Genomic DNA, 25899 nt, shown 5'->3' with positions numbered 1-25899 from the left:
AGGCCGTTCCAAAATAGTGAGATGCAAGGCGCAAGAAAAAAAACAGGACCGACGCGTATCCAAATTCGCGAGGTTCTGTTTTTTTCGCAGCAACGCAGCAGATTGCTGCTTTGGGACGGCCTGCCTAGTCCCAGCGGAAGCGGAAATCACAACAGGAGCCACCGCTGGCGATGGTGCTGGGCCGCTCCAGGGTCAGGCGCGGGGAATAGCCGGCGGCAAAGGCGAAGTCCCGAGAACAGGACAGGGCCGCCGCCAGTTCCGGGGACAGGCCCAATTCCTTGATGTACAACTCCGCGTAGCTGCAGCGCGTCACGCAGGGCCGGAATTCCCGGTCCGTGAGGTCGCCGTCGGTCACGTCCAGGGCGCCGCCCGCGCGCCAGAGATCCACCACCGTGGCGAAATGGATCAGGCTGGGCCCTCCGGGGGCGGTGCGGGCGAAGGCCTGGCCTGCGGAAACGGCGGCGGCGGAAGTCGTTTCGCGGATTATGTCCAGGGCCTCTGGTTCAGGCATGCGCTCACAGAGGATATGGTAGGTCTGGATCAGGAGTTCCGCCTCAATTCGGCGGCGGTCGAGCTGGGTCACCTGGGACACGGGATAGCCTCCTTGGCGCGGTTGCAAATCCGCGCGAAATGAATAACCTTCCCATAGCGCTCCACGCCCCGGTGCGCAACATCCGGAGGACCCCTATGTTCGATAAGGCATATTCAAGATATTCGTTTTCCTGCCTTTCCTTGCCCGCCAGGAGGGTGGCGGCTGCGTGTCTGGCCCTGTGTTTCCTGCTTTCGGCCGGGTTTTCGCACGCCGCGGAAGTGGAGGCCATCGTCTCGGCCATGCAGCAGCGCTACGAGACGCTGAAATCCTTCAGCGCCTCCTTTGAGCAGGAAATGACCAACGCGGCCAGCGGGGAAACGGAAAAACGCGCGGGTGTGATCTCCTTCCGCCATCCCGGGCTGGTGCGCTGGGAGACGAAAAAGCCGGAAAACGAGCTGCTTGTGGTGGGAGAGGCCGAGGTCTGGGATTATTTCCCCGACGAGCAGGCCGCCTACAAGTACACGGTGGACGACGTGCTGACCTCCAAGACCGTGCTGCGCTTCCTCTCGGGCCGGGCGCGCCTGGACCAGGATTTCTGGGTCACGTCCATGGGGCGCGACCAGAGCTGGGAAAAGCTGGAGCTGGTGCCCAAGGAGGCCGAGACCGAGATGGTCCAGGCCTACCTCTGGCTGGACCCGGAGCACGCGCTGCTGCAGAAGGTCCAGGTCATCGACTTTTTCGGCAACGAGAACACCGTGGCCCTGTCCGGCGTGGTGCTCAACCCGGACCTCTCGGATTCCCAGTTCGCCTTCACGCCGCCTCCTGGCGTGGACGTCTTCGACAATAGCTCGAAAAAGTAGCGACTTGTTCGCGGATAGAGAGCGACAGGAAGGTCGTGGGCAGTCTAGGAGAGGCCCACGGCCTTTTTCAATTCCCGCACCTCGTCCGGGGTCAGGGCCCGGGCCTGCCCGGGCTTGAGGCCCGAGAGGGTCAGCGGGCCCTGGGACGTGCGCGCGAGCCTGAGCACCGTGAGCCCCAGGTCGCGGCACATGCGCCGGATCTGGCGGTTGACCCCCTGCACGAGGGTCAGCTCCAGAGTCGCCGTGTCCCCGGCCCGGCGCAGGACCCGCACGTCGACGGGGGCCAGGCGCTCGCCCTCGGCCAGGGTCATGCCCCGGTGCATAGCGTCGAGGGCGTCTTCGGCGACCTCCCCGCGAACGTGCAGGCGGTAGACCTTGGGCAGGTGGTGGCTGGGGTGCATGAGCCGGTTGGCCAGTTCGCCGTCGCTGGTCAGGATGAGCAGGCCCTCGGAAAAGAAATCCAGGCGCCCCACGGGGTAGACGCGCTGCCTCTTGAGCCCGGCGGGCAGGATGTCCAGCACGGTCTTGCGGCCCTGGGGGTCCTTGGCCGTGGTCACCACGCGCACGGGCTTGTTCAGCAGCACGTAGGCGTGTTCCCCGGCCGGCGAGCCCAGGGCCTTGCCCTGGACCTCGATGCGGTCCTTGGCCGGGTCCACGCGGTCCCCGGGCCCGGCCGTCCGGCCGTTGACCGTGACCAGGCCCTTGGCGATGAGTTCGTCGGCCGCGCGGCGGGAACAGTACCCGGCCAGGGCCAGGGCCTTGTTGATGCGCACGGATGCGTCCGCCGCGCTCCCGGAGGCGTCTCCGGATGCGCGGGGCGGTGATTGTCGGGTGGGTTGCGCCATGGCGCGAAACTAGACGCGAATGACCTTGGTGGCAAGCTGCAAGGCGGTGACCACGTCCATCATGTTGGTGGTCTGGCCCAGGCCCTTTTTCTCCAGAAGCCCGAAGAAATCCAGGCAGGTGCCGCAGACCAGGATGGTCACGCCCGCATCCTCCAGGGCCTTGATCTTTTCGAAGCAGGGATGCCCGGGGATGGCCAGGCGCACGCCCGCGTTGACCAGCACCACCCGCCATAGCTCCCGGCCCAGTTCGGGCAGGGTGGCCAGGAAGTTGAGCATCAGTTTGCCGCCCAGTTCGTCGTCGCCCACGCCCATGACGTCCGTGGGGACGAACACCGTGATGGTCTGCTCCTCGGGCGCGGGGCCGGGGGAGGGCAGGGATTCGGCCGCCGAAGCCTCGCCGCTCCTGACCCCGGTGACGCTCCACTGGCCGTCGCCGTTGGCCGAGGAGGACACGGCGTAGCCCTTGGTTTCCATGAACCGGGTCACGTTTTCCCGGGCGGCCTCGTTGTCCACCACCACGGTCAATTGTGAAGGATCGTCATTGTCAATGCACTGCTTGCATTGTAAGACAGGCTGCGGGCAGGGCAGCCCCTTGCAGTCCAGAACGGGCCCTTGCATGCGGATTCTCCTTTGGCTGTGTGGCTTCCAGCCGTCAGAAGACGTTGGAAACGGCCCAGGGTCAAATTGATTGTCTTGATGTTTCAGGTGGCTAACCATAGACGGGGTTTCTGAAACCGGGGCCGCATCCGCGGCCCGGCACGGCGCACCGTCCGGCCGAGGGCCGATGTGCGCCGCGCCAGGGTTTCAGACCATATATCGAGGATACACAGTGGGTTCCAAGAACAAGCTGACCACAGCCAAAAGCCTGCCGCTGCTCAAGCGCTGCCTGGGCTATTTCTCGCCCTACAAGAGCAGCATCTTCCTGGCCCTGGTTTCCATGGGCCTGGTGGCCGGGGCGTCCACCTATTCGGCCTATCTTTCCCAGCCCGCCTGGGACAAGATCTTCGACAGCAAGGACCAGGCCGCCTTGGTGCTGTACCCGGCGCTGTTCGTGGCGACCTTCCTGGTCAAGGGCGTGTTCCGCTACCTGCAGAACTACCTGATGCGCATGTGCGGGCTGAAGGTCCTGGAGCGTCTGCGCAACGAGCTGCACGAGAAGATCATGCGCCTGCCCATGGGCTTTTTCGACGATTCCCAGGTGGGCATGCTGCAATCGCGGATCATCATGGACGTGAACATGATCCGCAACAGCCTGCCCTCGGTGGTCATGCTCCTGCGCACCAGCCTGCAGGTGGTGGGCTACATGGGCGTGGCCTTCTACATGAACCCCAAGCTGGCCTCCATAGCCATCTTCATCTTCCCCCTGGCCGTCTACCCAATCATCTATTTCGGCAAGAAGCTCAGGAAGATAGGGCGCAAGAACCAGAGCAAGATTTCGGATATATCCGTGATCCTCAACGAGGTCTTCTCCGGGGCGCGGGTGGTCAAGGCCTTCGCCAACGAGGCCGGGGAGAACCGTCGCTTCGCCGTGGAGAACGAACGCCTGGTGAAGATCGCGGAAAAGGAGGTCATCTTCTCGGAGCTGTCCTCGCCCATCATGGACTTCATCGGGGCGCTGGGCATCGCCGTGGTCATGTGGTTCTGCGGCGGCCAGGTCATGGCCGGGGACGTCACCCAGGGCCAGTTCATCGCCTTCGTGGTGGCCGCCGGGCTGATCTACACGCCCATCAAGCAGTTCAACAGCAACAACATGGAGATCCAGCGCGCCCTGGCCGGTGCCGAGCGGGTCTTCGAGATTCTCGATTCCCCGGAGATCCAGGTGGAGCGGGGCGGGGACGCGGTGTTCGAGGCCCCGTTCAAGGGGCTGGAGCTGCGCGGCGTGAGCTTCTCCTATCCCGGGGGCGGGCGCGCGGCGCTTGCGGACATCAACCTCACGGTGCGCGCCGGGGAGCGCGTGGCCCTGGTGGGGCCGTCGGGCTCGGGCAAGACCACCCTGGTGAACCTCATCCCGCGCTTCTATTTGCCCCAGGAGGGCTCCATCATTCTCAACGGCCGGCCCGTGGAGGAATACTCCCTGGAAACGCTTAGGCGCGGCATCGGCATCGTGTCCCAGGACGCGTTCCTGTTCGACGACACCGTGAGCCGCAACATCGCCTACGGCCAGGGCGAGCCCGACCAGGAGCAGGTGGAGTCCTGCGCGCGCGCGGCCTACGCCCACGAATTCGTCTCGGCCATGCCCGAGGGCTACGAAACCATGCTCGGCGAGCGGGGCGTGCGCATGTCCGGCGGGCAGAAGCAGCGCCTGACCATCGCCCGGGCCCTGTTCAAGGACCCGCCGCTCTTGATCCTGGACGAGGCCACCAGCGCCCTGGACACGGAGGCCGAACGCAAGGTACAGGCAGCCTTGGAAAATTTGATGCGTAACCGGACCAGCATCGTCATCGCCCACCGCCTGTCCACAGTCATCGGCGCGGACAAGATCGTGGTCATGAGCGCCGGGCGCATCGTGGACACGGGCACCCACGCCCAGCTCCTGGAATCCTGCGAACTCTACCGGCGACTGCACAGCATGCAGTTCCAGGACATCCCGGACGAGGAAGACGGTTCCGCATGCTGACCCCCGCCGCACATTGCGATGCCCGCGCGGCCACGGAGAACCCCGCCTGATGAGGATTCCGTTCCCCTCGTCCCTGGCCTCGGCCTGCCTCACGGCCCTGTACCGGCTTCTGCGCCCGACCCTGCGCATCGAGGTCCGGGGCGAGGACGGCCTGCGTGCGGCGGCGGCGGACGGGGGGCTGGCGGTCCTGGCCTGCTGGCACAACGAGCTGTTCTGCATGCCGTCGCTGCAATGGGTGCTGCCCGGAAGGCGCTGGGTGAGCATCGTCTCGGCCTCGGCGGACGGCGAGGTCCTGGCCGGGGTCCTGAACCGCCTGGACATCGCCACGTCACGCGGCTCCAGCTCGCGCCAGGGCGTGCGCGCGCTCATGGGCGCGGTGCGCATCATGAAGCGGGAAGGGCGGCTGGGCTTCGTCACAGTGGACGGCCCGCGCGGCCCGCGCCATCAGGTCAAGGACGGGGTGCTGTTCCTGGCCGCCAAGGCCGGAGCGCACCTGGTGCCGGTGCGCGTGTCCTGCTCCCGGAAATTCGTGTTCCAGAAGGCCTGGGACAAGTTCGAACTGCCCCTGCCGTTTTCGCGCTGCCGGGTGACCTTTGGCGCGCCCTACGCCCTGGGCCCGGGCAAGCTCACGCACGAGGCCCTGGCCCGGGAACGCGCCATCCTCGAGGAGAAGCTGCATGGGCTGGGCTAGCCTGCTGGGGCGATCCTCGGTGGTGGTGCTCTGCTACCACAACACGGGCGGCAACGGCATGCCCTGGGACAGCTTTGCGGCCCAGATGCGCTGGCTCAAGGACGCGGGGGTGAACACCCTGTCCCAGGCCGGGCTGCGCCGGTTCCTGGCGGGCGAACCCCTGGGCGCGCCCGGCGTGTTCCTGACCTTCGACGACGGGTTCCGGGACCTGTACACGCGGGTAGGGCCGTTTCTGGCGGACCTGGAATTCAACGCCATGGTCTTCGTCATCAACAACCGCGTGCGCCCGGACACCGAACCCGGCACGGGGCTGGACGTCTTCGCCCACCGCGCCCACGAGGCCTTCCTGCTCCGGAAGGACCGCTCGCCCTGGCTTTCCTGGGCCGAGCTGCGGGATCTTTCGGAAAACGGCATCCTGGAGGTGGGGGCCCATTCCCTGACCCACGCCATGGGCCCGGTCACGGCCCCGGAACTGGATGAGTTCCCAAAGCACTGGGCCTACGCCCCCCTGGCGGCCAAAGGCGCCCCCCAGGGGCTCATCCCCCGCCTGGAGCCGGAACTGGCCGGGCCGCTGTGGATTGAGGAAAAGGGCAGGGCCGAGACGGAGCAGGAACTGTATTCGCGGATCTTTTCCAACCTTTCCCAATGCCGTAAGGAACTGGAGTGGCGGCTGCATGTGCGGGTGCGCTCCCTGGCCTGGCCCTGGGGCGAGTTCCACCCCGTGGCCATGCGCGCGGCGCGCGACGCGGGCCTGGACATGCTCTTCACCCTGGAGCGCGGGGCCGTGACCCCGAGTTCGGCCATGGACCGTCTGCCCCGCCTGGAAGTGCGCAAGGGCAAGGATCTTTCCTGGTTCAAGAGCCGCATGGTCCTGTACAGCCATGCGGCCACGGCGCGCCTGTATTCCGCCATGAGGATCGGATGAAGGACATTCTCTATCAAGCCCTGGCCGCCTGGGGCCAGTCGCTGGGCCCCGAGGGCGTGCGGCGCTGGGGCGAGCGCCTGGGGCGGCTCTTGTGGCGCGCGATCCCCTCGCGCCGGGACCTGGCCGCCGAGGCCATGGCCCTGCACCTGGACCTGCCCGCGGACAAGGCCCGGGAGATGGCGGAGCGCAATTTCCTGAACACGGGGCGCTCCTTCCTGGAAATGTTCCTGACCCGGCGCATCGACAGGCGCTTTGTTCGCGAGCATCTGCGCATCGAAAATCCAGAACTGTTCAAGGACTTCAAGGCAATGGCCGGGCAGCGGCCGGTGGTGGTGGCCACGGGCCACCTCGGGGCCTGGGAACTTCTGTCCCCGGTGTCCGAGGTCATGTTTCCGGACTGGAACACGCAGATCGTGGTGCGCAAACCCAAGGACGAGGCCCTGAACAAGGTCATGACCCATTTGCGCGCCCAGCCCTCCGTGCAGGTGGTGGAGCACCGCCAGGCGACACTCAAGGTGTTGCGGCATTTGAAGAAGAACGGGTGCACCGCGTTTCTCGTGGACCACAACTGCAGCACCAGCGAGGCCGTTTTCCTGCCGTTCTTGAAGCGCATCGCCGCCGTGAACATGGGGCCCGCGCTGCTGGCCGTGCGCGCGGGGGCCGTGATCCAGCCCATGGTGCTCATCCGGGAGGGGGAGGGCTATCTGCTGCACCTTGAGTCCGGCCTGGACACCGCGACTTTGCAGGGCCCCAGGGACCAGCGCATCGCCCGGGCCGCCCTGTTCTACACCCAGGTCATGGAGCGGGCCGTGCGGCGCTGGCCCGAGCAGTGGTACTGGATGCACCGCCGCTGGAAGACCCAGCCCCCGGAGGGCTGGGTCTATACTCCGCCAGAAGATTAAAGTATTACTTTAGTGTTTGTATAGTCATTTTATTCCAGCGCATTAGGAATAAAAACAAACAAGGAATCAGAGCCCGGGCAAGCCGGGCGCATTGTTTGCCTTGGGTCCCGAGTCTGCTACCATGGGCCCAGACACGGGCCCGGGCCCGGGAAACACGTATCCGGAGGGGGGCTTGCGGATGCTGCGGAAAATCCAGAGGCTGCTGGCGCGCTACAAGGACAGCTGGGCTTTCATCTTCAGCATGGGCCTGGTCTGCACGGTCTTCGTGGCCTGGCTGTACGTGCTGCACCCGGTGCTCCTTCAGGGCCTGGATCTCAAGCTCTACGACCTGCTTCTCACCCGCACCCATACGACCAAGACCACGGGCGTGCCCGTTGTGGTGGATCTGGACGAGCGCAGCCTGTCCCTGTACGGCCAGTGGCCCTGGCCCCGGTACAGGGTGGCGCTCCTGCTGGCCAAGATCCGCGAGGCCGGAGCCCTGGCCGTGGGCCTGGACATCGTGTTCGCCGAGGACGACCGCACCTCGCCCAAGGTGCTGCAGGAGGTGCTCAAGCGCGACCTCCAGGTGGACATGGGCTTCACGGGCATGCCCGCGGCCCTCATGGACAACGACCAGGTCCTTGCCGGGGTCCTGGGGCAGGGGCCCTTCGTGCTCGGCTACTTCCTGAATTTCAAGGCGGAGCAGGGGGAGGGGCGCAGCTGCGCCCTGCATCCCGTGACCCTGGTGGAAAAGCGCGACAAGGGCGCGCCGGGCAGCGCGGCCTTTCTCCTGGACGCGCCGTCCGTGGTCTGCAACATCCCGGTCCTGGGCCGGGCCGCGCGCATGTCCGGGTTCTTCAACACCAGCCCGGACCTGGACGGCGTGTATCGCAAGACGCCGCTGTTCGCCCGGCACGGCGACAAGTTCTATCCCAGCCTGTCCATGGCCGCCCTGATGACCGCGCTGGGCACCAAGCAGGCCGTGGTCAAGGTCTCCCAAAGCGGTCTGGAGAGCGTGCGCGTGGGGCGCACGGTGATCCCCGTGGACGGGGCCGGTCAGATCTACACCAAATATCGCGGCCCGCGCGAGACCTTCACCTACATCTCGGCCTCCAAGGTCCTGGACGGCAAGCTGCGGCCCGGTGAGCTCAAGGACAAGATCGTGTTCCTGGGCACCTCGGCGGCCGGGCTCAAGGATCTGCGGGCCACGCCCTTCGACCCGGTGCTGCCCGGGGTGGAGGTCCATGCCACGGTGGTGGACAACATCCTGGCCCAGGACTTCATCCAGCGCCCGGCCTGGGCCCCGGGCCTGGAGTTCATGGTGCTCCTGGCCGCGGGCATGCTGGCCACGGCGCTGTTGACCTGGGCCAAGGCGGGGTGGAGCGTCATTCCTCTGGGCGCCTGCGCCTACGGATTCTGGGAGGGGGCCTCCTGGGCCATGGGTTCCAAGGGCTTCTTCGTCTCGCCCCTGTATCCCTTCCTGGGCCTGGGCCTGAACTTCGGCGTGCTCACGCTGCTCAAGTACTGGCGCGAGGAGGGCCACAAGAAGTTCCTGCGCGCCACCTTCGCCAGCTACCTGTCCCCGGAACTCATCGAGGAGATGTTCGAGAACAAGGAGAACCCCGAGCTTGGCGGCGAAGCCCGTGTGATCACGGCGTTTTTCTCCGACGTGCAAAGCTTCTCCACCTTCTCGGAGAAGCTCACGGCCAGCCAGCTGGTGGAGCTCCTCAATGAATACCTCACGGCCATGACCGACATCCTGATCCAGGATCGGGGCACCCTGGACAAATACGAGGGCGACGCCATCGTGGCCTTTGTGGGCGCGCCCATGGACGTGCCGGACCACGCCCTGCGCGCCTGCCGCATGGCCGTGCGCATGCAGGACTCCCTGAAGGGCCTGCGCGCCCAGTGGGCCTCGGAAAAGCAGGGGCCCGACGAGCCCGAGCGCAACGTCAAGGGCTACCCGCCGGACGTCTGGGCCCCCGGGGACAAATGGCCCAAGGTGGTGCACGAGATGCTTGTGCGCATCGGCCTCAACTCCGGCGAGATCGTGGTCGGCAACATGGGCAGCACCATGCGCATGAACTACACCATGATGGGCGACGCCGTGAACCTGGCCGCGCGCCTGGAGTCCGGGGCCAAGCAGTACGGGGTCTACAACCTCGTGAGCGAATACGTGCTCGAACAGCCGGCCTGGGACGAGCAGGGCGCCGAGGTCACGGTGGGGGCCATGGTGGAGGTCCGTTTCATCGACAACATCGCCGTGGTGGGCAAGTCCGAGCCCGTGAAGGTCTACGAGCTGGCGGCCATGAAGGGCGGGCTCACGGACCAGGAACGGGAGCTCTTCGGGCTCTTCGACCGGGGCATGCAGCGCTATCTGGCCATGGAATGGGACGAGGCCATCGAGATATTCAAGCAGGCCGAGGAGATAGAGCGCGTTCCCGAGGGCAAGACCACGCCCTCGCGGGCCTATATCCAACGCTGCTACCAGTTCAAGACCGACCCGCCCGTGGCGCCCGGCAAGGAATGGGACGGGGTCTACCGCATGACCAAAAAATAAGGGCCCATGGGGCCGTATATCGCCGACAGGACCAGGACTATGCGCCTCATCCTGCGCGACCTGCCCCCGGAGGCCCAGCGCAACATCGCCCTGGCGGCTGCTGACCGGTGCTTCCTGGAATAGGGCGTCCACCAGATCCGCAATTCCCGCGCCCACGGACCAGAGACGGTCCGTGGGCGCTTTCGTTTCTCTTGGCCCTCCAGGGCCTCGAAATGCTTGGCCTGACACTTTGCCCCATCCAGCCACGCAAAAGGGCGGCAGAGGCCTTTTGCGGCCGTGACGTCCCGAGGTCCGAATCGGCTGCGGCCCCGGTAAGTGGGGAGACGCGGCGCCGGTCCATCCCGGGGACCGCGACACCCAGACCTTCAAGTTCACGTGACCGCACAAAGGCTTGTTTCACGGCCCGGGCGTCGAGGGAAGAGTGTTGTGATTCAGGGTGGTTATTGCCAATACTCTTATTATTAAAGTTAACATAATTTACATTATGAGACTAGGCCAAGGGCGTCGGGGAAGACGGGCAAGGGACCCGGGGGCCGTTCTTCATGTGCGACTTGAGGGAATCTTGGCCGGGTTCTCAGGGATGGATCAAACGACGGGATCAGGTGGTTCGCTCATGAGTTAGCACAGCTGGCAAGACAGCTCAGACAGCGTCATGTTTCCGGGCTCGCCGCCGAAAATGCGAAGACGCATGGGCGCGCTTTTCCCTTTCATGGCCCGCCATTGTGCCCGTCTGACGGCGGACAGAAGCGATTTCGCAGGCCCCGTCTCGCCCGGCGGCCAAAAAAAAAAGGCCCCTGACGGGGCCTGTGCGATGCGAAAGAAGGATTCGTGGGGCAAGGGCGCGTCGCCCTACTTCGCGGCTCCCTGCGTTTTTTTCCAGTCCGCCAGGAACGCGGCCAGGCCCTTGTCCGTGAGCGGGTGCTGGGCCAGTTTGGCCAGCACCTTGAAGGGAATGGTGGCCACATCCGCGCCCAGCAGCGCGGACTGCACGATGTGCATGGGGTGCCGGATGCTGGCCACCAGCACCTGGGTGTCCAGGTTGTAGTTGTTGAAGATGGTCACGATCTGCTCGATGAGCTCCATGCCGTCCTGGCCGATGTCGTCCAGGCGGCCCACAAAGGGGCTGACGTAGGTGGCGCCGGCCTTGGCGGCCATGAGCGCCTGGAGCGGCGAAAAAACCAGCGTCACGTTGGTGTCGATGCCCATGTCGGAGAGCTGCTGAACGGCCTTCAGCCCTTCCATGAGCATGGGGATCTTGACCACCACGTTGGGGCCGAACTGGACGAGATTGCGGGCTTCCTCCACCATCTCCTCGGCCGTGAGCCCCACCACTTCAAGGCTTACGGGGCCGCCCACTTCCTGGCAGATGGACTTGGCCAGAGTCTTCCAGTCCTCCTGTTCCTTGGCGAACAGCGAAGGGTTGGTGGTCACGCCGTCGATGAGGCCCATGCTGGCGGCCTGCCTGATCTCCTCGAGATTGGCCGTGTCGATGAAAAAGCGCATTGCCCGCCTCCCTGGTCAGTCGTCCTGGCCGGCCTCAAGCTGGTTGAGAAACTTGTCGCGGCATTCATAGCTGCAGAAACAATGGACTTTTTCACCCTCGCGCACTCGGATGGAGGTGTCCTTTTCCACGAAGGTCCCGCATACGGGGTCCTTGACCATCTCGCCGGAAGCGATGAGCTTGTCGCGCTCCTTGGCGCTCTGGGCTTCCTTTTTTCGGGCGTCGCCCTTGAAAAGCTTGACCAGGAAGAAGATGGCCACCGCGGCCAAAAGGAGTTTGAAGAGCATGTCGTCTCCATCTGTGTTCTTAAAGTTGTGCTTTAGCTAATGTCTGTAACAATCTGAGAAATCATTCTATTTTTTTTATTCCTGCCAGATCTTATCACCCTCGCGGCGGTAGCTCAGGCCGTCGAGCAGCCCGGCCGGGGTGCCGCCGCCCGGCAGCGGCAGGTCCGGGGCCAGGTCGGCCAGGGGCAGGAGCACGAAGGCCCTCTCCCTCAGGCGCGGATGCGGCAGCGTCAGGCGCTCCCCGTCCAGGACCTCGTCCCCGTAGAGCAGGAGGTCCAGGTCCATGGCCCGGGGGCCGAACCGTTTGGGCGGCGGGACGCCCCGCCCTCCCCTGTCGCGCCCGAGCTCCAACTCCAGGCGCAGGAGCGCCTCCAGAAGGGCCAGGGGCGGGAGAACGTCAACCGCGCATACCACGCGCGCAACCTGATTGGCAAACCAGGGCTGCTCTCGCACGAGTTGCGGTTCGGTGAGATACACGGGGGAGCCCGTGACGGAAAGGATGCCGGAAATCTCGCCCAGGCGCGTCAGCGCCCGGGCGAGATTGGCTTTGGGATCGCCCAGGTTGGAACCCAGGCCCACGTAGGCGTCTACAGCGCGGCGATGCGTGATACCGCCTCCTCGAGACGGGGCGTGGGCACGGTCAGGGAGATGCGGAAATAGCCCTCTCCGGGCGCGCCGAAGCCGTTGCCCGGGGTCAGGACCACGCCGGTCTCCTGGATGACCTTGGTCACGAAGTCCGAGGAGGTGTAGCCCTCGGGCACCGTGGCCCAGATGTAGAAGGAGGCCTCGGGCAGGGGGCACTTGATCCCGGCCTTTCTGAGGGCCGCCACCACGGCGTCGCGGCGTTCCTTGTAGATGGCGCGCAGCTCGGCGGTGTGGGGATCGCCCTTCTCCAGGGCGGCGATGCCCGCCTCCTGCACGGCCTGGAAGATGCCCGAGTCCACGTTGGTCTTGACCTTGCCCAGGCCCGCCACCAGGGAGGCGTTGCCCACGGCCATGCCGATGCGCCAGCCCGTCATGTTGTAGGTCTTGGACAGGGAGTGGAACTCGATGGCCACGTCCTTGGCCCCCGGAATCTGCAGGATGCTCAGGGGTTTCTTGGCGTCGTCGTAGTAGATTTCCGTGTACGCCGCGTCGTGCACGATGATGGTGTCCGTTTCGCGGCATTTGGCCACCAGGCGCTCGAAGAATTCCAGCGTGGCCACCCCGGCCGTGGGGTTGTTGGGGTAGTTCACGTAGATGGATTTGGCCTTGTCCCAGGTCTCGTCGCTGATGGCGTCCAGGTCGGGCAGGTAGGCGTTGTCCTCGGTGAGCGGCACGAACTCCACCTCGCCGCCGCAGAAGCGCGTGGCGATGGGATACACCGGGTAGTTCGGCGAGCAGACCAGGTTCAGGTCCCCGGGGTTGGTGAAGGCCAGCGGGAAATGCGCGATGCCCTCCTTGGAGCCCAGCAGGCTGACCACTTCGGTCTCGGGGTTCAGATCCGTGACGCCGAAGCGGCGGCCGTACCAGTCGGAAACGGCCTTGCGGAAGCTGGGCAGGCCCTCATAGTCCGGATACCGGTGGTTGGCCGGCTTTTTGGCGGACTGGTACAGGGCCTCGATGATGAAGTCCGGGGTCGGCAGGTCGGGATCGCCGATGCCCAGGCTGATGATGTCCACGCCGCGCGCGGCCACCTCGCGCTTCACGACGTCGATCTGCGCGAAAAGATAGGGGGGCAGTTCCGCTATGCGCTGAGCAAACTTGAAGTCGGCCACTTGCTGCATCTCCTTCTGGCATATGGGGTTCGAAATCTCCGGCGAGAACCGCGCCGGGCCTATTTGCATACGTGCGCCCCGGGCGGCTGTCAATCGCCCGCCCCGGGCTCTTGTGCGCCCGGGCGGGGCCGTGTACCGTGGAAAAGAACCTGAAACCGAGCACCTTGCGAGCGTCGCCATGCCCCACGACAGCGCCCCTTCCTCCGCTTCCCCCGCCCCCCTGCCCCCCCAGGCCGACGCCTGGCTCGAACATCTGCTGGTGGTGCGCGGCCTGTCGGAGAACAGCCTGGCCGCCTACGGCGCGGATCTGCGCGAATTCTGCTCCTTTCTGGCGGAGCGCGGCGCGGAGCTTGCGGACGTCACGCCCCAGACCCTGTCCCTGTACCTTTTTCACCTGCGCGGCAGGGACCTGGCCATGCGCAGCCTCACGCGCCATCTCTCGGCCCTGCGCGGCCTGTTCGCGTATCTGGCCGACGAGGGGGAGATACCGTCCGACCCTGCGGAATTCCTGGAGAACCCCAAGCTCTCCAAGAAGCTGCCCAGCGTTTTGACCATCAAGGAGATGGCCGACGTCCTGGCCCAGCCCGACCTGTCCACGGCTCTGGGCTTCCGCGACCGGACCATGCTGGAGCTGCTCTACGCCGCGGGCCTGCGCGTCTCGGAGCTGGTGGGCATGAAGCCCTTCGACTTCGACCCCCAGGTGGGCGTGCTGCGCGTCTTCGGCAAGGGCTCCAAGGAGCGCCTGGCGCCCCTGCACTACGAGGCCCAGGATTTTCTGCAGAATTATTTGCAAAACTGGCGCGGACGCTTTAAGCCCGTTGAGGATGCCGTGTTCCTGAACCGCTCGGGCAAGGGGCTCTCGCGCCAGGCCGTGTGGAAGGCCGTGAAGCGCTACGCCCTGGCCGCGGGCATCCGGGCCGAGATTTCGCCGCACACCTTCCGCCACTCCTTCGCCACGCATCTGCTGGAAGGCGGCGCGGATCTGCGCACCGTGCAGATGCTCCTGGGCCACGCGGACATCTCGGCCACGGAGATATACACCCACGTGCAGTCCCAGCGGCTGGTGCGCATCCACCGCGAATACCATCCCCGCTCGGGCATGAAGTTGGGGAAATAACTTCAAGCTGTACTTTAATAAACTAACTTGGAACCAGTGCAACGCGCTGATATGAATACAAAAGATATCGTCAAAAAACACGCGCCCGTCATCGTCACCACCCACGCCAATGCGGACTTCGACGCCTTGGCCGCCATGGTCGCGGCCAGCCGCCTGTATCCCGACGCGGTGCTCGTGTTCCCCGGCAGCCAGGAGAAGAACCTGCGCAACTTCTTCATCCAGAGCGCCATGTACATGTTCAACTTCCAGAACGTGCGCGACATCGACCTGGCCTCGGTGCGGACCCTGGTGCTGGTGGACACGCGCCAGCGCCAGCGCATCCCCCACGTGCTGCCCGTCCTGGACAATCCGGGCCTCGTGGTCCACGCCTACGACCACCACCCGGACACCGACGACGACGTGCCCCACAGCGAGGGCTTGGTCAACGACTGGGGCTCCTCCGCCACCATCCTGACCCACCAGATGATGGCCAAGGGCGTCGTCCCCAAACCCGACGAGGCCACCATCATCGGCCTGGGCATCTACGAGGACACGGGTTCCTTCACCTTCAACTCCACGAAAACGCAAGATTTCCACGCCGCCGCCTGGCTGCTGGCCCAGGGCATGGACGTGACCATCATCTCGGACCTCATCACCCGGGAGCTGTCCACGGAGCAGATATCCCTGCTGAACACCCTGCTGGAGTCCGCCAAGACCCACGACATCCGGGGGCTGCCCGTGGTGGTCACGGAGATCAGCACGCCGGATTACGTCAGCGATTTCGCTCTCTTGGTCCACAAGCTCATGGACATGGAGAACATCCGCGTGCTCTTCGCCCTGGGCCGCATGCACGACCGCATCCATCTGGTGGCGCGCTCGCGCAGCCCCGAGGTGGACGTGGGCGTGATCTGCGCCTCCTTCGGCGGCGGCGGTCACGCGGCCGCGGCCTCGGCCAGCATCAAGGACCGCACCCTGTCCCAGGTCAAGGACGAACTCTTCGCCCTGCTCAACTCCCACGTCCGGCCCCAGCACGGGGTGCGCGACCTCATGAGCAGCCCGGCCATCGTCATCGAGCGCGAGATGAGCACGGGCGAGGCCGCCTCCATCATGACCCGCTACGGGCTCAAGGCCGCGCCCGTGGTGGACATGGGGACCGGGGAGTTCCAGGGCATCCTGGAGCACCAGATAGCGGACAAGGCCGTGGGCCACGGCCTGGCCGAAGCCCCGGCCATGGACTACATGCTGCGCAGCCAGTCCGTGGTCTCCCCGGACGCGGACCTCTACGAGGTCATGGAGATCGTCCTGGGCCAGGGCCAGCGCCTGGTGCCCGTGGTGGAGGAAGGCTCCATCCTGGGCGTGGTCACGCGCACGGACCTCATCAACCTGCTGGTGGACGAGCCCGCGCGCATTCCCGAGACGCTCCTGCCCGAGCGCTCGCGCGAGCGCAACATCACCATCATGATGCGCGAGCGCCTGCCCTCGGAGCTGTTCGGCATCCTCAAACGCGCCGGGGAGCTGGCCGACCGGCAGGGCATCCACGTCTACGCGGTGGGCGGATTCGTGCGCGACATCCTCCTGGACTCGCCCAACACGGACCTGGACCTGGTGGTGGAGGGCGACGGCATCGCCTTCGCCCGAGTCCTGGCCGGGGCCATGGACGGCCGTGTGCGCGCGCATCCCAAGTTCCAGACCGCCGTGGTGGTCCTCGCGGACGGCCAGCACATCGACGTGGCCACCGCGCGCCTGGAGTACTACGAATACCCCGCCGCCCTGCCCACGGTGGAGCTGTCGTCCATCAAGATGGACCTCTTCCGCCGCGACTTCACCATCAACGCCCTGGCCGTGCAGCTCAACAAGGGCCAGTTCGGCAGGCTGGTGGACTTTTTCGGGGCCCAGCGGGACATCAAGAACCGCCTCGTGCGCGTGCTGCACTCCCTGTCCTTCGTGGAGGACCCCACGCGCATCCTGCGGGCCATCCGCTTCGCCCAGCGCTATTCCTTCAAGATCGGCGGCCAGACCGAGCGGCTGATCAAGAACGCCCAGGACCTGGGCATGCTGGACAAGCTCTCGGGCAACCGCCTGTTCCACGAGATCTGCCTGATTTTCGAGGAGAAAAGGGCCCTGGACTGCCTGCGCCAGATGCGCGACATGCGGCTCCTCACGGACATCCACCCCCTCCTGACCCTGTCCCCGGCCCAGGAGGAGCTCCTGGAGGAACTGGACAGGGTCCTGGAGTGGCACGGCCTGCTCTTCACCAACGAGGCCCCGGTGCGCTGGCTGCCCTATTTCCTGGCCCTGTGCAACGGCGCCAAGGAGCCCGAGGCCCTGGGCCTCACCGAGCGCTTCAACCTCACCCAGCGCCAGGTGCGCAGCTTCCTGGAGCTTAGGCGCAACCTGAACACCACCATCTACGGCTACAAGATGTGGCGGCACCACAAGGGTCCCATGTCCGAGCTGTGCGTGCTCCTGAGCGCCCTGCCCCTGGAGGGGCTGCTGTTCTTCATGGCCAAGTTCAAGCAGGACGAGACCCGCCGCCACCTCTCCCGCTACCTGACCCAGCTGCGCGGGGCGCGCCTGGAGGTCACGGGCAACGACCTGAAGGCCATGGGCCTGCCGCTGGGCCCGGCCTACGGGACCATCCTCGCGCGCCTGCGCGCGGCCATGATCGACGGCGAGGCCACCTGCCGCGAGGCCCAGCTGGAGATGGCCGAGCGCCTGGTGAACGACCCGCATTTCGCCAACGTGGTAGAGGTCCGCAGACGGCCCACCAGGAAAAAGGGCAAACGCGGTTCAGAAGGCTAAGCGCCCGTCCCGGCGGCCAAAACTCCCTTGCCCTCCGGGCCGTGCGCGTGTAGATTTTTTCCACCGTGCGCAGCGGGCCCCAGGGGCTTTCCGCGCGTTTCGCGGTGTCGGAGGAAGGGGTGACGTCCATGGCGGAAATCCGCATTTCCGTAATAGGTTCAGGCCGTTGCGGCCAGGAAACCCAGGCCCTGGCCAGGGAGTTGGGCGCGGGCATCGCCGCGCGCGGCTGGACCCTGGTCTGTGGCGGCAAGGAAGGTGTGATGCGCGCCGCCGCCCAGGGCGCCGTGGAAAACGGCGGCAAAACCGTGGGCATCCTGCCCGGGCTTGACCCCAGGGACGCCAACCCGTACATCCAGACAGCCGTGGCCACGGGTCTTGGCCAGATGCGCAACATGCTGGTCATCGCCAACGGCGACGTGGCCGTGGCCGTGGAGGGCGGCGCGGGCACCCTTTCGGAGATCGGCCACGCCCTGAAGCACGGGCGCAAGGTCGTGGCCCTGGGCGCGTGGAAGGACCTGCCGGGCGTGATCCCGGCCGACGGCCCCGGCGAGGCCCTGGACCTGGCGGCCCGAATCCTGGCTGAACAGCCCCCCCGGGGCGGACACGAGGAGAGATGATGGAAGTCCTATGGGCACCCTGGCGGCTGGATTACATCCTGGGGCCGAAGCCCGACTCCTGCCCCTTCTGCCTGCCCGGCCGCACAGACGAGGACGAGGCCCGGCGCGTGCTGTACCGGGGCGACAAGGCCTTCGTCATCATGAACATCTTTCCCTATAACAACGGGCACCTCATGGTCTGCCCGTATCGCCACGTCATGAACCTCGTGGACCTCGACACCGCTGAGACCCACGAGATGATGGATCTCATGCAGGCCTGCACGCGCATTCTGCAGAGCCGCTTCAACCCCCAGGGGGTCAACGTGGGCCTGAACATCGGCGAGGCCGCCGGGGCGGGCATCCGCGAGCACCTGCATTTCCACCTGGTGCCCCGCTGGGTGGGGGATTCCTCGTTCATGGCCGTCATGAACGAGACCCGCGTGGTGCCCGAGCACATCGAGTCCACCTACCAGGCCCTGAAACCCTTTTTCGCGAATCTTGGAAAGTAAGCGACCCTTCAAGGAGACGACCGTATGCGTTATGTGAAGATGCTGTTCCTGCTGGCCTTGTTCTTCCTGACCGTCGTCCTGCTGGCCCAGAACATGGAGGCCCTGTCCGCTCCCTTGACCGTTTCCCTGGCCCTGTTCGGGACTCCGGTCTTCGACTTTTCCCAGCCCGTGTATCTCTATCTGCTGACCCTGGCCGTGGCCGGGGCGGCACTGTGCACCCTGTATTTCCTGTGTGAGAAGGTGCGCCTGTCGCGCGAGCTGTCCAAGGCCCGCAAGAAGATCGGCGACCTGGAGCAGGAGGTCAACTCCCTGCGCAACCTGCCCCTGGAGCCCGCTGGATTCGGCGCCGAGGCGCAGGCCGGGGAATAGCCCCCCGCCGGAGGGCGCATGAGCCTGATGAAGACATTGTTTTCCCGGCGGCAGGCCAAGAGCCGGCCCCGGGACCTTGATCCGCGCGAAAGCCTGCCTCCCGTGTCCCAGGACACGCAGGCGGCCATCGCCGAGCTCTCCAAGGTGGTGCGGAACAATCCCGACGCCGTGGAGATTTACCTTGCCCTGGGCAACCTCTACCGCAGCCGGGGCGAGATCGAGCGCGCCGTCCAGATCCGCCAGAACCTCATCGTGCGCCCGGGCCTGAACCCGGACGTTGCCGCGCGCACCTGGTACGAACTGGGCAAGGACTTCAAGCGCGGCGGGTTTCTGGACCGCGCCCTGCACGCCTTCGAGGAATCCCGCAAGCTCGGGGGCGGGACCTCGGGCATCCTGCGCGAGTTGGCCCTGCTCTGGGCCGACAGCGGCGAATGGGAACAGGCCGCCCGGGCCTACGGCCAGTTGGGCAACCGCATCGCCCAGGCGCACTACATGGTGCGCCTGGCCAGGGACCTGGACCAGGGCGACGCCGGCACGGGCTTCAAATGGATCAAGAAGGCCCTCAAGGCCTACCCAGGCGCCCTGGAGGCCTGGCTGGAGCTCATGACCCTGGACATGGCGGCCGACGCCTGGGGCGACCTGGCGCGGCATCTGGGCAAGGCCTTGGACGCCGTGGAGCCGGACCTCAGGTTCGTGCTCCTGGAGGGCCTGCTCGACGCCTGCAAGCGCCGGGACGCGGGCGCCCATTGCGTCCTGACCACGGACAAGCCCTTCCAGGTGCAGCCTCCGCGCGAGCTGTGCGACGCGGTGCTGCCCGTTCTCTCGGACCGCGAGCCCGACCTGCTGCTGCTCTACTACTCCGCCTGGATGCTCTGCTCCCACGACCCCGTGGAGGCCCGCCGCCTGCTGGAAAAGACCCTGGTGCTGCAGCCCGAGTTCTGGCCCGCGCGCCTGGAGCTCCTGGCCCTGGACCGCATCGGCCAGACCCTGACCAAGCCCTTCAACACGCAGCTGGAGTTCTTCGTGCTCCGGGCCCGCGAGGTGAAGCGTTTCGTGTGCCGCCGCTGCGGCATGAAGCGCGAGCAGGTCTTCTTCCAATGCCCCCGCTGCCGCAGCTGGCATTCCATTAAGTATCGAGTCACCTTCAACGAATAGCGATTTCGTGAACACCCAGAAGACCACGCCCATGTTCGAGCAGTACCTCTCCATCAAGGAGGAGTACCCGGATTGCCTGTTGTTCTACCGCATGGGCGATTTCTTCGAGCTGTTCTTCGAGGACGCGGAGGTGGCGGCGCGCGAGCTGTCCATCGCGCTGACCTCGCGCAACAAGCAGTCCGAGAACCCCGTGCCCATGTGCGGGGTGCCCCACCACTCCTACGAGCGCTACGCCGCCACCCTGCTGGACAAGGGCTTCCGCATCGCGGTCTGCGACCAGGTGGAGAACCCCAAGGAGGCCAAGGGCCTAGTCAAGCGCGAGGTCGTGCGCGTGCTCACCCCGGGCACCGTGGTGGAGGACGCCAACCTCGGCTCCTCGGCCAGCAACTACCTGGCCGCGCTGACCTTCGACCACGACAAGGGCGCGGGCGGCCTGGCCTGGGCCGATGTCTCCACGGGCGAATGGTCCGGGCTGTTCAGCCCGCGCGAGGACCAGCTCTGGCAATGGCTGGCCAAGCTCGGGCCGCGCGAGCTGCTCCTGTCCCAGGAATACGAGATTCCCAGGGAATTCGCCTCATTCGAGGCCCTGTCCCACCGCCTGCCCCGGCGTTCGCATTTCGACCTCGCCTCGGCCGAGCGCAACCTGCTGGAGGCCCAGGGCGTGGCCGATCTCGCGGCCCTGGATCTGGACGACAAGCCCCAGCTGGCCCAGGCCTGCGGCGCGGTGCTGGCCTACCTGCGCCAGACCCAGCGCGCCCAGGACGTGCCCCTGGCCCCGTTCCGCCCGGCCAACCTGGCCAAGCGCCTGCTCCTGGACGAGGTCAGCGAGCGCAACCTGGAGATCTTCCGCCGCCTGGACGGCGGACGCGGCCGCGGCACACTCTGGGCGGTCATGGACCGCACCAAGACGCCCATGGGCGCGCGCCTGTTGGCCGAGCGCCTGCGCGCGCCCTTCAAGGACCTGGCGCCCATCGCCAAGACCCTGGACGCCGTGGAGTACTTCTTCGGCCGCGACGACGAGCGCGAGGCCCTGCGCGCGCTCCTGGACCGGGTCTACGACGTGGAGCGGCTGGCCACGCGCATCTTCCTGAACCGCGCCACGCCCAAGGACTTCCTGGCCCTGCGCGAGAGCCTGGCCGCCCTGCCCGACGTGCGCGCCCTGCTGGACGCGGCGGGCGACGCCCTGCCCGAGTCCCCCTTGGAGCTGCTGGCGGGCTGGGACGGGCTCGCGGACTATGCGGACCTGCTCACGCGCGCCCTGGCCGACAGCCCGCCGCCCGTGATCACCGAGGGCGGCCTGTTCCGACGCGGGTTCCACCCGGATCTGGACGAGCTTATGGACCTCACCGAGGACGGCGAGGCGCGGGTGCGCGACCTCATCGACCGCGAGCGCGAGGCCTCGGGCCTGGACAAGCTCAAACTCGGCTACAACAAGGTCTTCGGCTACTATTTCGAGCTGCCCAAGGGCCAGGCCACCAAGGCCCCCTACTACTTCGAGCGCAAGCAGACCCTGGTCAACGCCGAGCGCTACGTGACTCCGGACCTGAAGGCCCTGGAGGACAAGCTCCTCTCGGCGTCTGATAAGCGCAAGGACCTGGAATACAAGCTCTTCGGCGAGCTGCGCGAGAACGTGGCCGCCGCCCGCCACCGCTTCATGGACATGGCCGCGCGCCTGGCCGCCCTGGACTACTGGCAGGGCCTGGCCGAGGCCGCGCGCCAGGGCCGCTGGGTGCGCCCCGAGGTGCACGCCGGGCTGGACATGGAGGTGCGCGCGGGCCGCCATCCCGTGGTGGAGGCCGTGCAGGGCTCGGGCAATTACATCCCCAACGACCTGATCCTCACCGAAGACAAGCGCGTGCAGATCATCACCGGCCCGAACATGGCCGGAAAGTCCACGGTCATCCGCCAGGCCGCCATCCTGGCCATCATGGCCCAGGTGGGCGGGTTCGTGCCCGCGGCCAGCGCGCGCCTGGGGCTGGCGGACCGCATCTTCTCGCGCGTGGGCGCGTCGGACAACCTGGCCCAGGGGCAGTCCACCTTCATGGTGGAGATGATGGAGACCGCGCGCATCCTGCGCCAGGCGGGCAAGCGCAGCCTAGTCATCCTGGACGAGATCGGGCGCGGCACGTCCACCTTCGACGGCCTGGCCCTGGCCTGGGCCGTGGTGGAGGACCTCTCCCGGCGCGGGGACGGCGGCGTGCGCACGCTCTTCGCCACCCACTACCACGAGCTGACCGCCCTGGAGAACGAACTTCCGGGCGTGGCCAACTTCAACATCGCGGTGCGCGAATACAAGGGCGACATCGTCTTCCTGCGGCGCATGGTGCCCGGCCCGTCCGACCGCAGCTACGGCATCGAAGTGGCCAAGCTGGCGGGCGTCCCGCGCCCCGTGGTCACGCGCGCCAAGGAAATTCTCGCGGACCTGGAGCGCCGCGCAGGGGGCACCCGCTCCCTCATGGCCCTGCGCGCCCCGGCTGAGCAGAGCGTGCTCCCGGGCCTGGCCCCGGAGGCCCCCGCGCCCGCGCCTGCCCCGGCGATCCCGCCGGAAGTGCTGGCCTTCATGCACGAGCTTCAGGCCCTGGAGGTTGACCGCCTGACCCCCATTGAGGCATTGAACTTCTTGCACACGTGGAAATCCCTGAACCTCGGAAAGGACTGAAACCCATGACCGGTTCCATTTCTCCGCGTCCGGCCCCGCGCCGCACGCCGCGCTTTGCGCCGCGCAAGATGCTCCTTCTCGCCCTCGCCCTGGCCGTGCTCTGCGCCCTGGCCACGGGCTGCGGCAAGAAGGCCTGGCCCACGCCCGACGACAAGGAGCATTCCTTCGCCTTCACCGACGTGGTGGGGGTGAACAGAAACGGCTGCCTGGTGGTTACGGCCACGGTCTCGGGCGCCTGGGAGGATCTGGACGCCGTGTACCTGGAATACGGGGACAACGACTGCCCCGACTGCCCCTTCGTGCCCCGGGGCAGCGAGGAATTTTCGCGCTCGGACGCGGGCTTCAGCCTGGACCACGGGGCCCTGCGCATCTCGCGCTGCGGCCTGAATCCCGGCGGGGCCTACCGCTTCCGCATCATCGGGTCCAACGTGATGCGCGCCGTGGCCGACGTGGCCTCGCCCGTGACCGCCGCCCGCTGACGCCTCGCCGCGCGCCGCTTTTTTTGTTTGGCTGGCGGGCAGCCCCCGCCGCCCCATGAACGCTTGTCCGGTCCGCCCCCCGCGCCGTGCGCGGCACCAGGCGGCCGGCCTCTCAACGGAGCCGAAGAATCATGCATCATTTCCAGTACAAGGATGGCGTGCTGCACGCCGAGGACGTGAGCGTCGCCGAGCTGGCCGCCACCCACGGCACCCCGCTCTACGTCTACTCCGCCGCCACCCTGCGCCGCCATTTCGAGGCCTTTGACTCGGCCTTCAGCGAGTTGGACCGCCTGACCTGCTTCAGCGTCAAGGCCAACTCCAACCTCTCGGTGCTGCGCCTGTTGGCCGAGATGGGCGCGGGCATGGACATCGTGTCCGGCGGCGAGCTGCACAGGGCGCTCAAGGCGGGCGTCCCCGCCGAGCGCATCGTCTACTCCGGCGTGGGCAAGCGCCGCGAGGAGATCGACTTCGCCCTGGGCGCGGGCATCCTGATGTTCAACGTGGAGAGCCAGGGCGAGCTGGAGCGCATCTCCCGCGCCGCCCAGGCCAAGGGAGTCACCGCGCGCATCAGCCTGCGCATCAACCCCGACGTGGACCCCAAGACGCATCCCTACATCTCCACGGGCATGAAAAAGAACAAGTTCGGCCTGGACATGGACTCGTCCCTGGCCGCGTACAAGAGCGCCCGGGACCTGCCGGGCATCGAGCCCGTGGGCATCGACTGCCACATCGGCTCGCAGCTGACCACCCTGGACCCGTTCCTGGAGGCCCTGGACAAGGTCCTGGCCTTCCGCGAGAAGCTCGGGGAGATCGGCATCGATATCCAGTATCTGGACCTGGGCGGTGGCCTGGGCATCACCTACGACGAGGAGGAGCCGCCCCACCCCGCCGAGTTCGGCGCGGCCCTCACCGAACGCCTGCGCGGCCTGCCCCTGAAGCTCATCCTGGAGCCCGGGCGCGTCATCGCGGGCAACGCGGGCCTGTTGGTGACCGAGGTGGTCTACACCAAGACCACGCCGTCCAAGCATTTCGTCATCGTGGACGCGGCCATGAACGACCTCATCCGCCCGTCCCTGTATGGCTCCTTCCACCGCATCGTTGAGGTCGAGGAATCCGGCCGCCCCGCGCGCGAGACAGATGTTGTCGGCCCCATCTGCGAGTCCGGCGACTTCCTGGCGCGGGACCGCGAACTGCCCGACATGCGGCCCGGCGAATACCTGGGCGTGCTCTCCGCCGGGGCCTACGGCTTCACCATGAGCAGCAACTACAATTCCCGCCCCCGCGCCGCCGAGATCCTGGTGGACGGCGACAAGGCCACCGTGGCCCGCCGCCGCGAGACCTACGAGGACCTGACCGCGCTGGAAAAGTAGGATTCGCCTCCGGGGGCTCAAGGGGCAAAGCCCCTAGCGCTGCTGTCCCCATCCCTAAGGCCGTGTGTTCACTTCGTTCCACACCGCCCAAGGGCTGGAGGCTGAGAATCCCTCTATGGGGGATGTTAGAAACGAACAGCCCCGGCCTGGGTTCAGGCCGGGGCTTCTGATATTCGTTTGGCCGCGTGGCCTGCCACGCGGCCAAACGTTTTTTTGGGGAACCTAGAGGCCCTTTTTGTTGCGGCCTTGAGCGTCCGCAGCCTTGATGGCGGCGAGGACCTGGCCGGGGGTAACGTCGCCCTGAATGTTGTGGATGGTCTCGCCCTCGGCGCAGGCGGCTTCGGCCACGCGCATGAGCTGTTCGTCCGTGGGGTTTTTCAGGCCGATATCCTCCAGGCATACGGGCAGGCCCACCCGCAGGCAGAAATCCAGCGCCTGGTCCATGAGCTCCTGGGGGCGCTTTGTAAGCGCCAGGAGCGACAGGGTGCCGATGGCCACCTTCTCGCCGTGCCAGAACGTGTGCGTCTCGGGCAGGACCGTGAGGCCGTTGTGGATGGCGTGAGCGCCGGACAGGCCGCCGCTCTCGAAGCCCAGGCCCGAGAGGAGCGTATTGGCCTCGATGACCCGCTCCAGGGCCGGGGTGATTTCCTTCCTCTGCATGGCGGCCACGGCCTCGACCCCGTCGTTCATGAGCGTGTCGAAGCACAGCCGCGCAAGGCCCAGAGCGGTCATGCCCCCCGGGCGGCCCGTCATGTTGGCCGCCCCGCTCTCCCGGCAGTCCTCGGCCTCGAACCACGTGGACAGGGCGTCGCCCATGCCGGACACCAGAAACCGCGCCGGAGCGCCCAGGATGATCTCGCTGTCCACCAGCACCACGTCGGGGTTGCGGGGCAGCACCAGATAGCGCTTGAAGGCCCCCTCCCGGGTATAGATCACGGACAGGGCGCTGCACGGCGCGTCCGTGGAGGCCAGGGTGGGCGCGATGAGCACGGGCACGCCCCGCCCATGGGCCACGGCCTTGGCCGTGTCCAGGGCCTTGCCGCCGCCCATGCCGATGACGGCCCCGACGGCTGCGTCTTCCGCGAGCTTCGACAGGCGTCCTATTTCCTCGTCGCTGCATTCGCCCTTGAACTTCTCGGTGACGAAGGCCACCTCCCCGGCCACGGGCAGACGCGCCTCCAGCAGGGAGACGACCGCCGGGTCCTCCACCACCAGGGCCTTGTCCGCCAGGCGTCCGGTCTCCTCGCCAAGCAGGGAAAGGGCCCCTGCGCCCTGCACATAGCGCCCAGGGAAAATCGATGTCGATATCATGCCATACCTCGTTGGTTACAGGTCGTTTATGATCCGTGATAGAGGTTGCCGCCTGGCTACGCAAGGGAAACACCACTTTTCGTTTCAGACCGGCGAG

General features: G+C 66.5%; 23 protein-coding genes. 15 read left to right on the top strand and 8 right to left on the bottom strand.

What is annotated here, in order from left to right:
* Positions 1–124: 124 nt before the first annotated feature.
* Positions 125–592 carry an L-2-amino-thiazoline-4-carboxylic acid hydrolase gene (locus tag ACYYG1_RS07120; protein ID WP_461209600.1) on the bottom strand — a complete coding sequence of 156 codons (468 nt, stop codon included), beginning with the start codon at positions 590–592 and terminating at the stop codon, positions 125–127.
* A 155-nt stretch (positions 593–747) separates the two neighbouring features.
* Here ACYYG1_RS07120 and lolA point away from each other — a divergent pair, with 155 nt between their 5' ends.
* Positions 748–1392, top strand: coding sequence for an outer membrane lipoprotein periplasmic chaperone LolA (gene lolA / locus ACYYG1_RS07115; RefSeq protein WP_461209599.1), 645 nt, complete (start codon positions 748–750; stop codon positions 1390–1392).
* 44 nt (positions 1393–1436) lie between these two features.
* Here lolA and ACYYG1_RS07110 read toward each other — a convergent pair whose 3' ends face one another.
* Both ACYYG1_RS07110 and yedF read right to left on the bottom strand, forming a co-directional pair.
* The gene (locus tag ACYYG1_RS07110) at positions 1437–2165 is read right to left on the bottom strand and encodes a pseudouridine synthase (RefSeq protein WP_461209598.1); all 729 of its coding nucleotides are present in this window, start codon (positions 2163–2165) and stop codon (positions 1437–1439) included.
* A gap of 81 nt (positions 2166–2246) precedes the next feature.
* Positions 2247–2855, bottom strand: a complete 609-nt coding sequence (gene yedF / locus ACYYG1_RS07105) for a sulfurtransferase-like selenium metabolism protein YedF (RefSeq protein ID WP_461209597.1) — start codon at positions 2853–2855, stop codon at positions 2247–2249.
* Positions 2856–3066: 211 nt separating this feature from the next.
* On the opposite strand from yedF, the gene ACYYG1_RS07100 reads away from it, so the two are divergent.
* From ACYYG1_RS07100 to ACYYG1_RS07080, 5 genes are all read left to right on the top strand, one after another.
* Positions 3067–4854, top strand: a complete 1788-nt coding sequence (locus ACYYG1_RS07100) for an ABC transporter ATP-binding protein (protein ID WP_461209596.1) — start codon at positions 3067–3069, stop codon at positions 4852–4854.
* Between the two features lie 49 nt (positions 4855–4903).
* Positions 4904–5545 carry a lysophospholipid acyltransferase family protein gene (locus ACYYG1_RS07095; protein WP_461209595.1) on the top strand — a complete coding sequence of 214 codons (642 nt, stop codon included), beginning with the start codon at positions 4904–4906 and terminating at the stop codon, positions 5543–5545.
* Positions 5532–6470 carry a polysaccharide deacetylase family protein gene (locus tag ACYYG1_RS07090; RefSeq protein WP_461209594.1) on the top strand — a complete coding sequence of 313 codons (939 nt, stop codon included), beginning with the start codon at positions 5532–5534 and terminating at the stop codon, positions 6468–6470. The genes ACYYG1_RS07095 and ACYYG1_RS07090 overlap by 14 nt, the downstream gene beginning before the upstream one ends.
* Positions 6467–7372: a lysophospholipid acyltransferase family protein gene (locus tag ACYYG1_RS07085; protein ID WP_461209593.1), complete on the top strand. Its 906-nt coding sequence runs from the start codon at positions 6467–6469 to the stop codon at positions 7370–7372. The genes ACYYG1_RS07090 and ACYYG1_RS07085 overlap by 4 nt, the downstream gene beginning before the upstream one ends.
* 178 nt (positions 7373–7550) lie before the next feature.
* Positions 7551–9911: a CHASE2 domain-containing protein gene (locus ACYYG1_RS07080; RefSeq protein WP_461209592.1), complete on the top strand. Its 2361-nt coding sequence runs from the start codon at positions 7551–7553 to the stop codon at positions 9909–9911.
* Positions 9912–10760: 849 nt separating this feature from the next.
* Here ACYYG1_RS07080 and fsa read toward each other — a convergent pair.
* The 4 genes from fsa to ACYYG1_RS07060 form a co-directional block, all read right to left on the bottom strand.
* On the bottom strand, positions 10761–11414 hold the full coding sequence (gene fsa / locus ACYYG1_RS07075) for a fructose-6-phosphate aldolase (RefSeq protein WP_461209591.1): 654 nt from the start codon (positions 11412–11414) through the stop codon (positions 10761–10763).
* A gap of 15 nt (positions 11415–11429) precedes the next feature.
* The gene (locus ACYYG1_RS07070) at positions 11430–11699 is read right to left on the bottom strand and encodes a transcriptional regulator (protein ID WP_461209590.1); all 270 of its coding nucleotides are present in this window, start codon (positions 11697–11699) and stop codon (positions 11430–11432) included.
* 75 nt (positions 11700–11774) lie between these two features.
* On the bottom strand, positions 11775–12278 hold the full coding sequence (gene folK / locus ACYYG1_RS07065) for a 2-amino-4-hydroxy-6-hydroxymethyldihydropteridine diphosphokinase (RefSeq protein WP_461209589.1): 504 nt from the start codon (positions 12276–12278) through the stop codon (positions 11775–11777).
* A gap of 8 nt (positions 12279–12286) precedes the next feature.
* Positions 12287–13456: an LL-diaminopimelate aminotransferase gene (locus tag ACYYG1_RS07060; protein WP_461209588.1), complete on the bottom strand. Its 1170-nt coding sequence runs from the start codon at positions 13454–13456 to the stop codon at positions 12287–12289.
* A 178-nt stretch (positions 13457–13634) separates the two neighbouring features.
* Here ACYYG1_RS07060 and xerD point away from each other — a divergent pair, with 178 nt between their 5' ends.
* The 9 genes from xerD (at position 13635) to lysA (ending at position 24491) form a co-directional block, all read left to right on the top strand.
* Positions 13635–14573, top strand: coding sequence for a site-specific tyrosine recombinase XerD (xerD, locus tag ACYYG1_RS07055; protein ID WP_461209587.1), 939 nt, complete (start codon positions 13635–13637; stop codon positions 14571–14573).
* Positions 14574–14624: 51 nt separating this feature from the next.
* Positions 14625–17354 carry a CBS domain-containing protein gene (locus ACYYG1_RS07050; RefSeq protein WP_461209586.1) on the top strand — a complete coding sequence of 910 codons (2730 nt, stop codon included), beginning with the start codon at positions 14625–14627 and terminating at the stop codon, positions 17352–17354.
* Positions 17355–17482: 128 nt separating this feature from the next.
* On the top strand, positions 17483–17971 hold the full coding sequence (locus tag ACYYG1_RS07045; protein ID WP_461209585.1) for a TIGR00725 family protein: 489 nt from the start codon (positions 17483–17485) through the stop codon (positions 17969–17971).
* Positions 17971–18459 (top strand): HIT family protein, encoded by a 489-nt coding sequence (locus ACYYG1_RS07040; protein ID WP_461209612.1) that lies wholly within the window; start codon positions 17971–17973, stop codon positions 18457–18459. Before ACYYG1_RS07045 ends, ACYYG1_RS07040 begins: the two co-directional genes overlap by 1 nt.
* 24 nt (positions 18460–18483) lie before the next feature.
* Entirely contained in the window at positions 18484–18828 is a 345-nt protein-coding gene (locus tag ACYYG1_RS07035) for a lipopolysaccharide assembly protein LapA domain-containing protein (protein WP_461209584.1), read from the top strand.
* Between the two features lie 18 nt (positions 18829–18846).
* Complete coding sequence (locus ACYYG1_RS07030) at positions 18847–19983, top strand: tetratricopeptide repeat protein (RefSeq protein WP_461209583.1); 1137 nt, start codon at positions 18847–18849, stop codon at positions 19981–19983.
* A gap of 31 nt (positions 19984–20014) precedes the next feature.
* A complete protein-coding gene (mutS, locus tag ACYYG1_RS07025; RefSeq protein ID WP_461209611.1) occupies positions 20015–22642 on the top strand; it encodes a DNA mismatch repair protein MutS in 2628 nt (875 codons plus the stop codon).
* Between the two features lie 5 nt (positions 22643–22647).
* Positions 22648–23121, top strand: a complete 474-nt coding sequence (locus ACYYG1_RS07020) for a hypothetical protein (protein WP_461209582.1) — start codon at positions 22648–22650, stop codon at positions 23119–23121.
* Between the two features lie 131 nt (positions 23122–23252).
* Complete coding sequence (gene lysA, locus ACYYG1_RS07015; RefSeq protein ID WP_461209581.1) at positions 23253–24491, top strand: diaminopimelate decarboxylase; 1239 nt, start codon at positions 23253–23255, stop codon at positions 24489–24491.
* 222 nt (positions 24492–24713) lie between these two features.
* Here the strand turns inward: lysA and ACYYG1_RS07010 are convergent, their stop codons facing one another.
* Positions 24714–25802, bottom strand: coding sequence for a glycerol dehydrogenase (locus ACYYG1_RS07010; RefSeq protein ID WP_461209580.1), 1089 nt, complete (start codon positions 25800–25802; stop codon positions 24714–24716).
* Between the last annotated feature and the right edge of the window lie 97 nt (positions 25803–25899).

Source organism: Desulfocurvus sp. DL1XJH-121 (assembly GCF_054819825.1).
The sequence above is the reverse complement of the archived record's forward strand: the minus strand, read 5'-3'. Positions and strand labels throughout refer to the sequence as shown.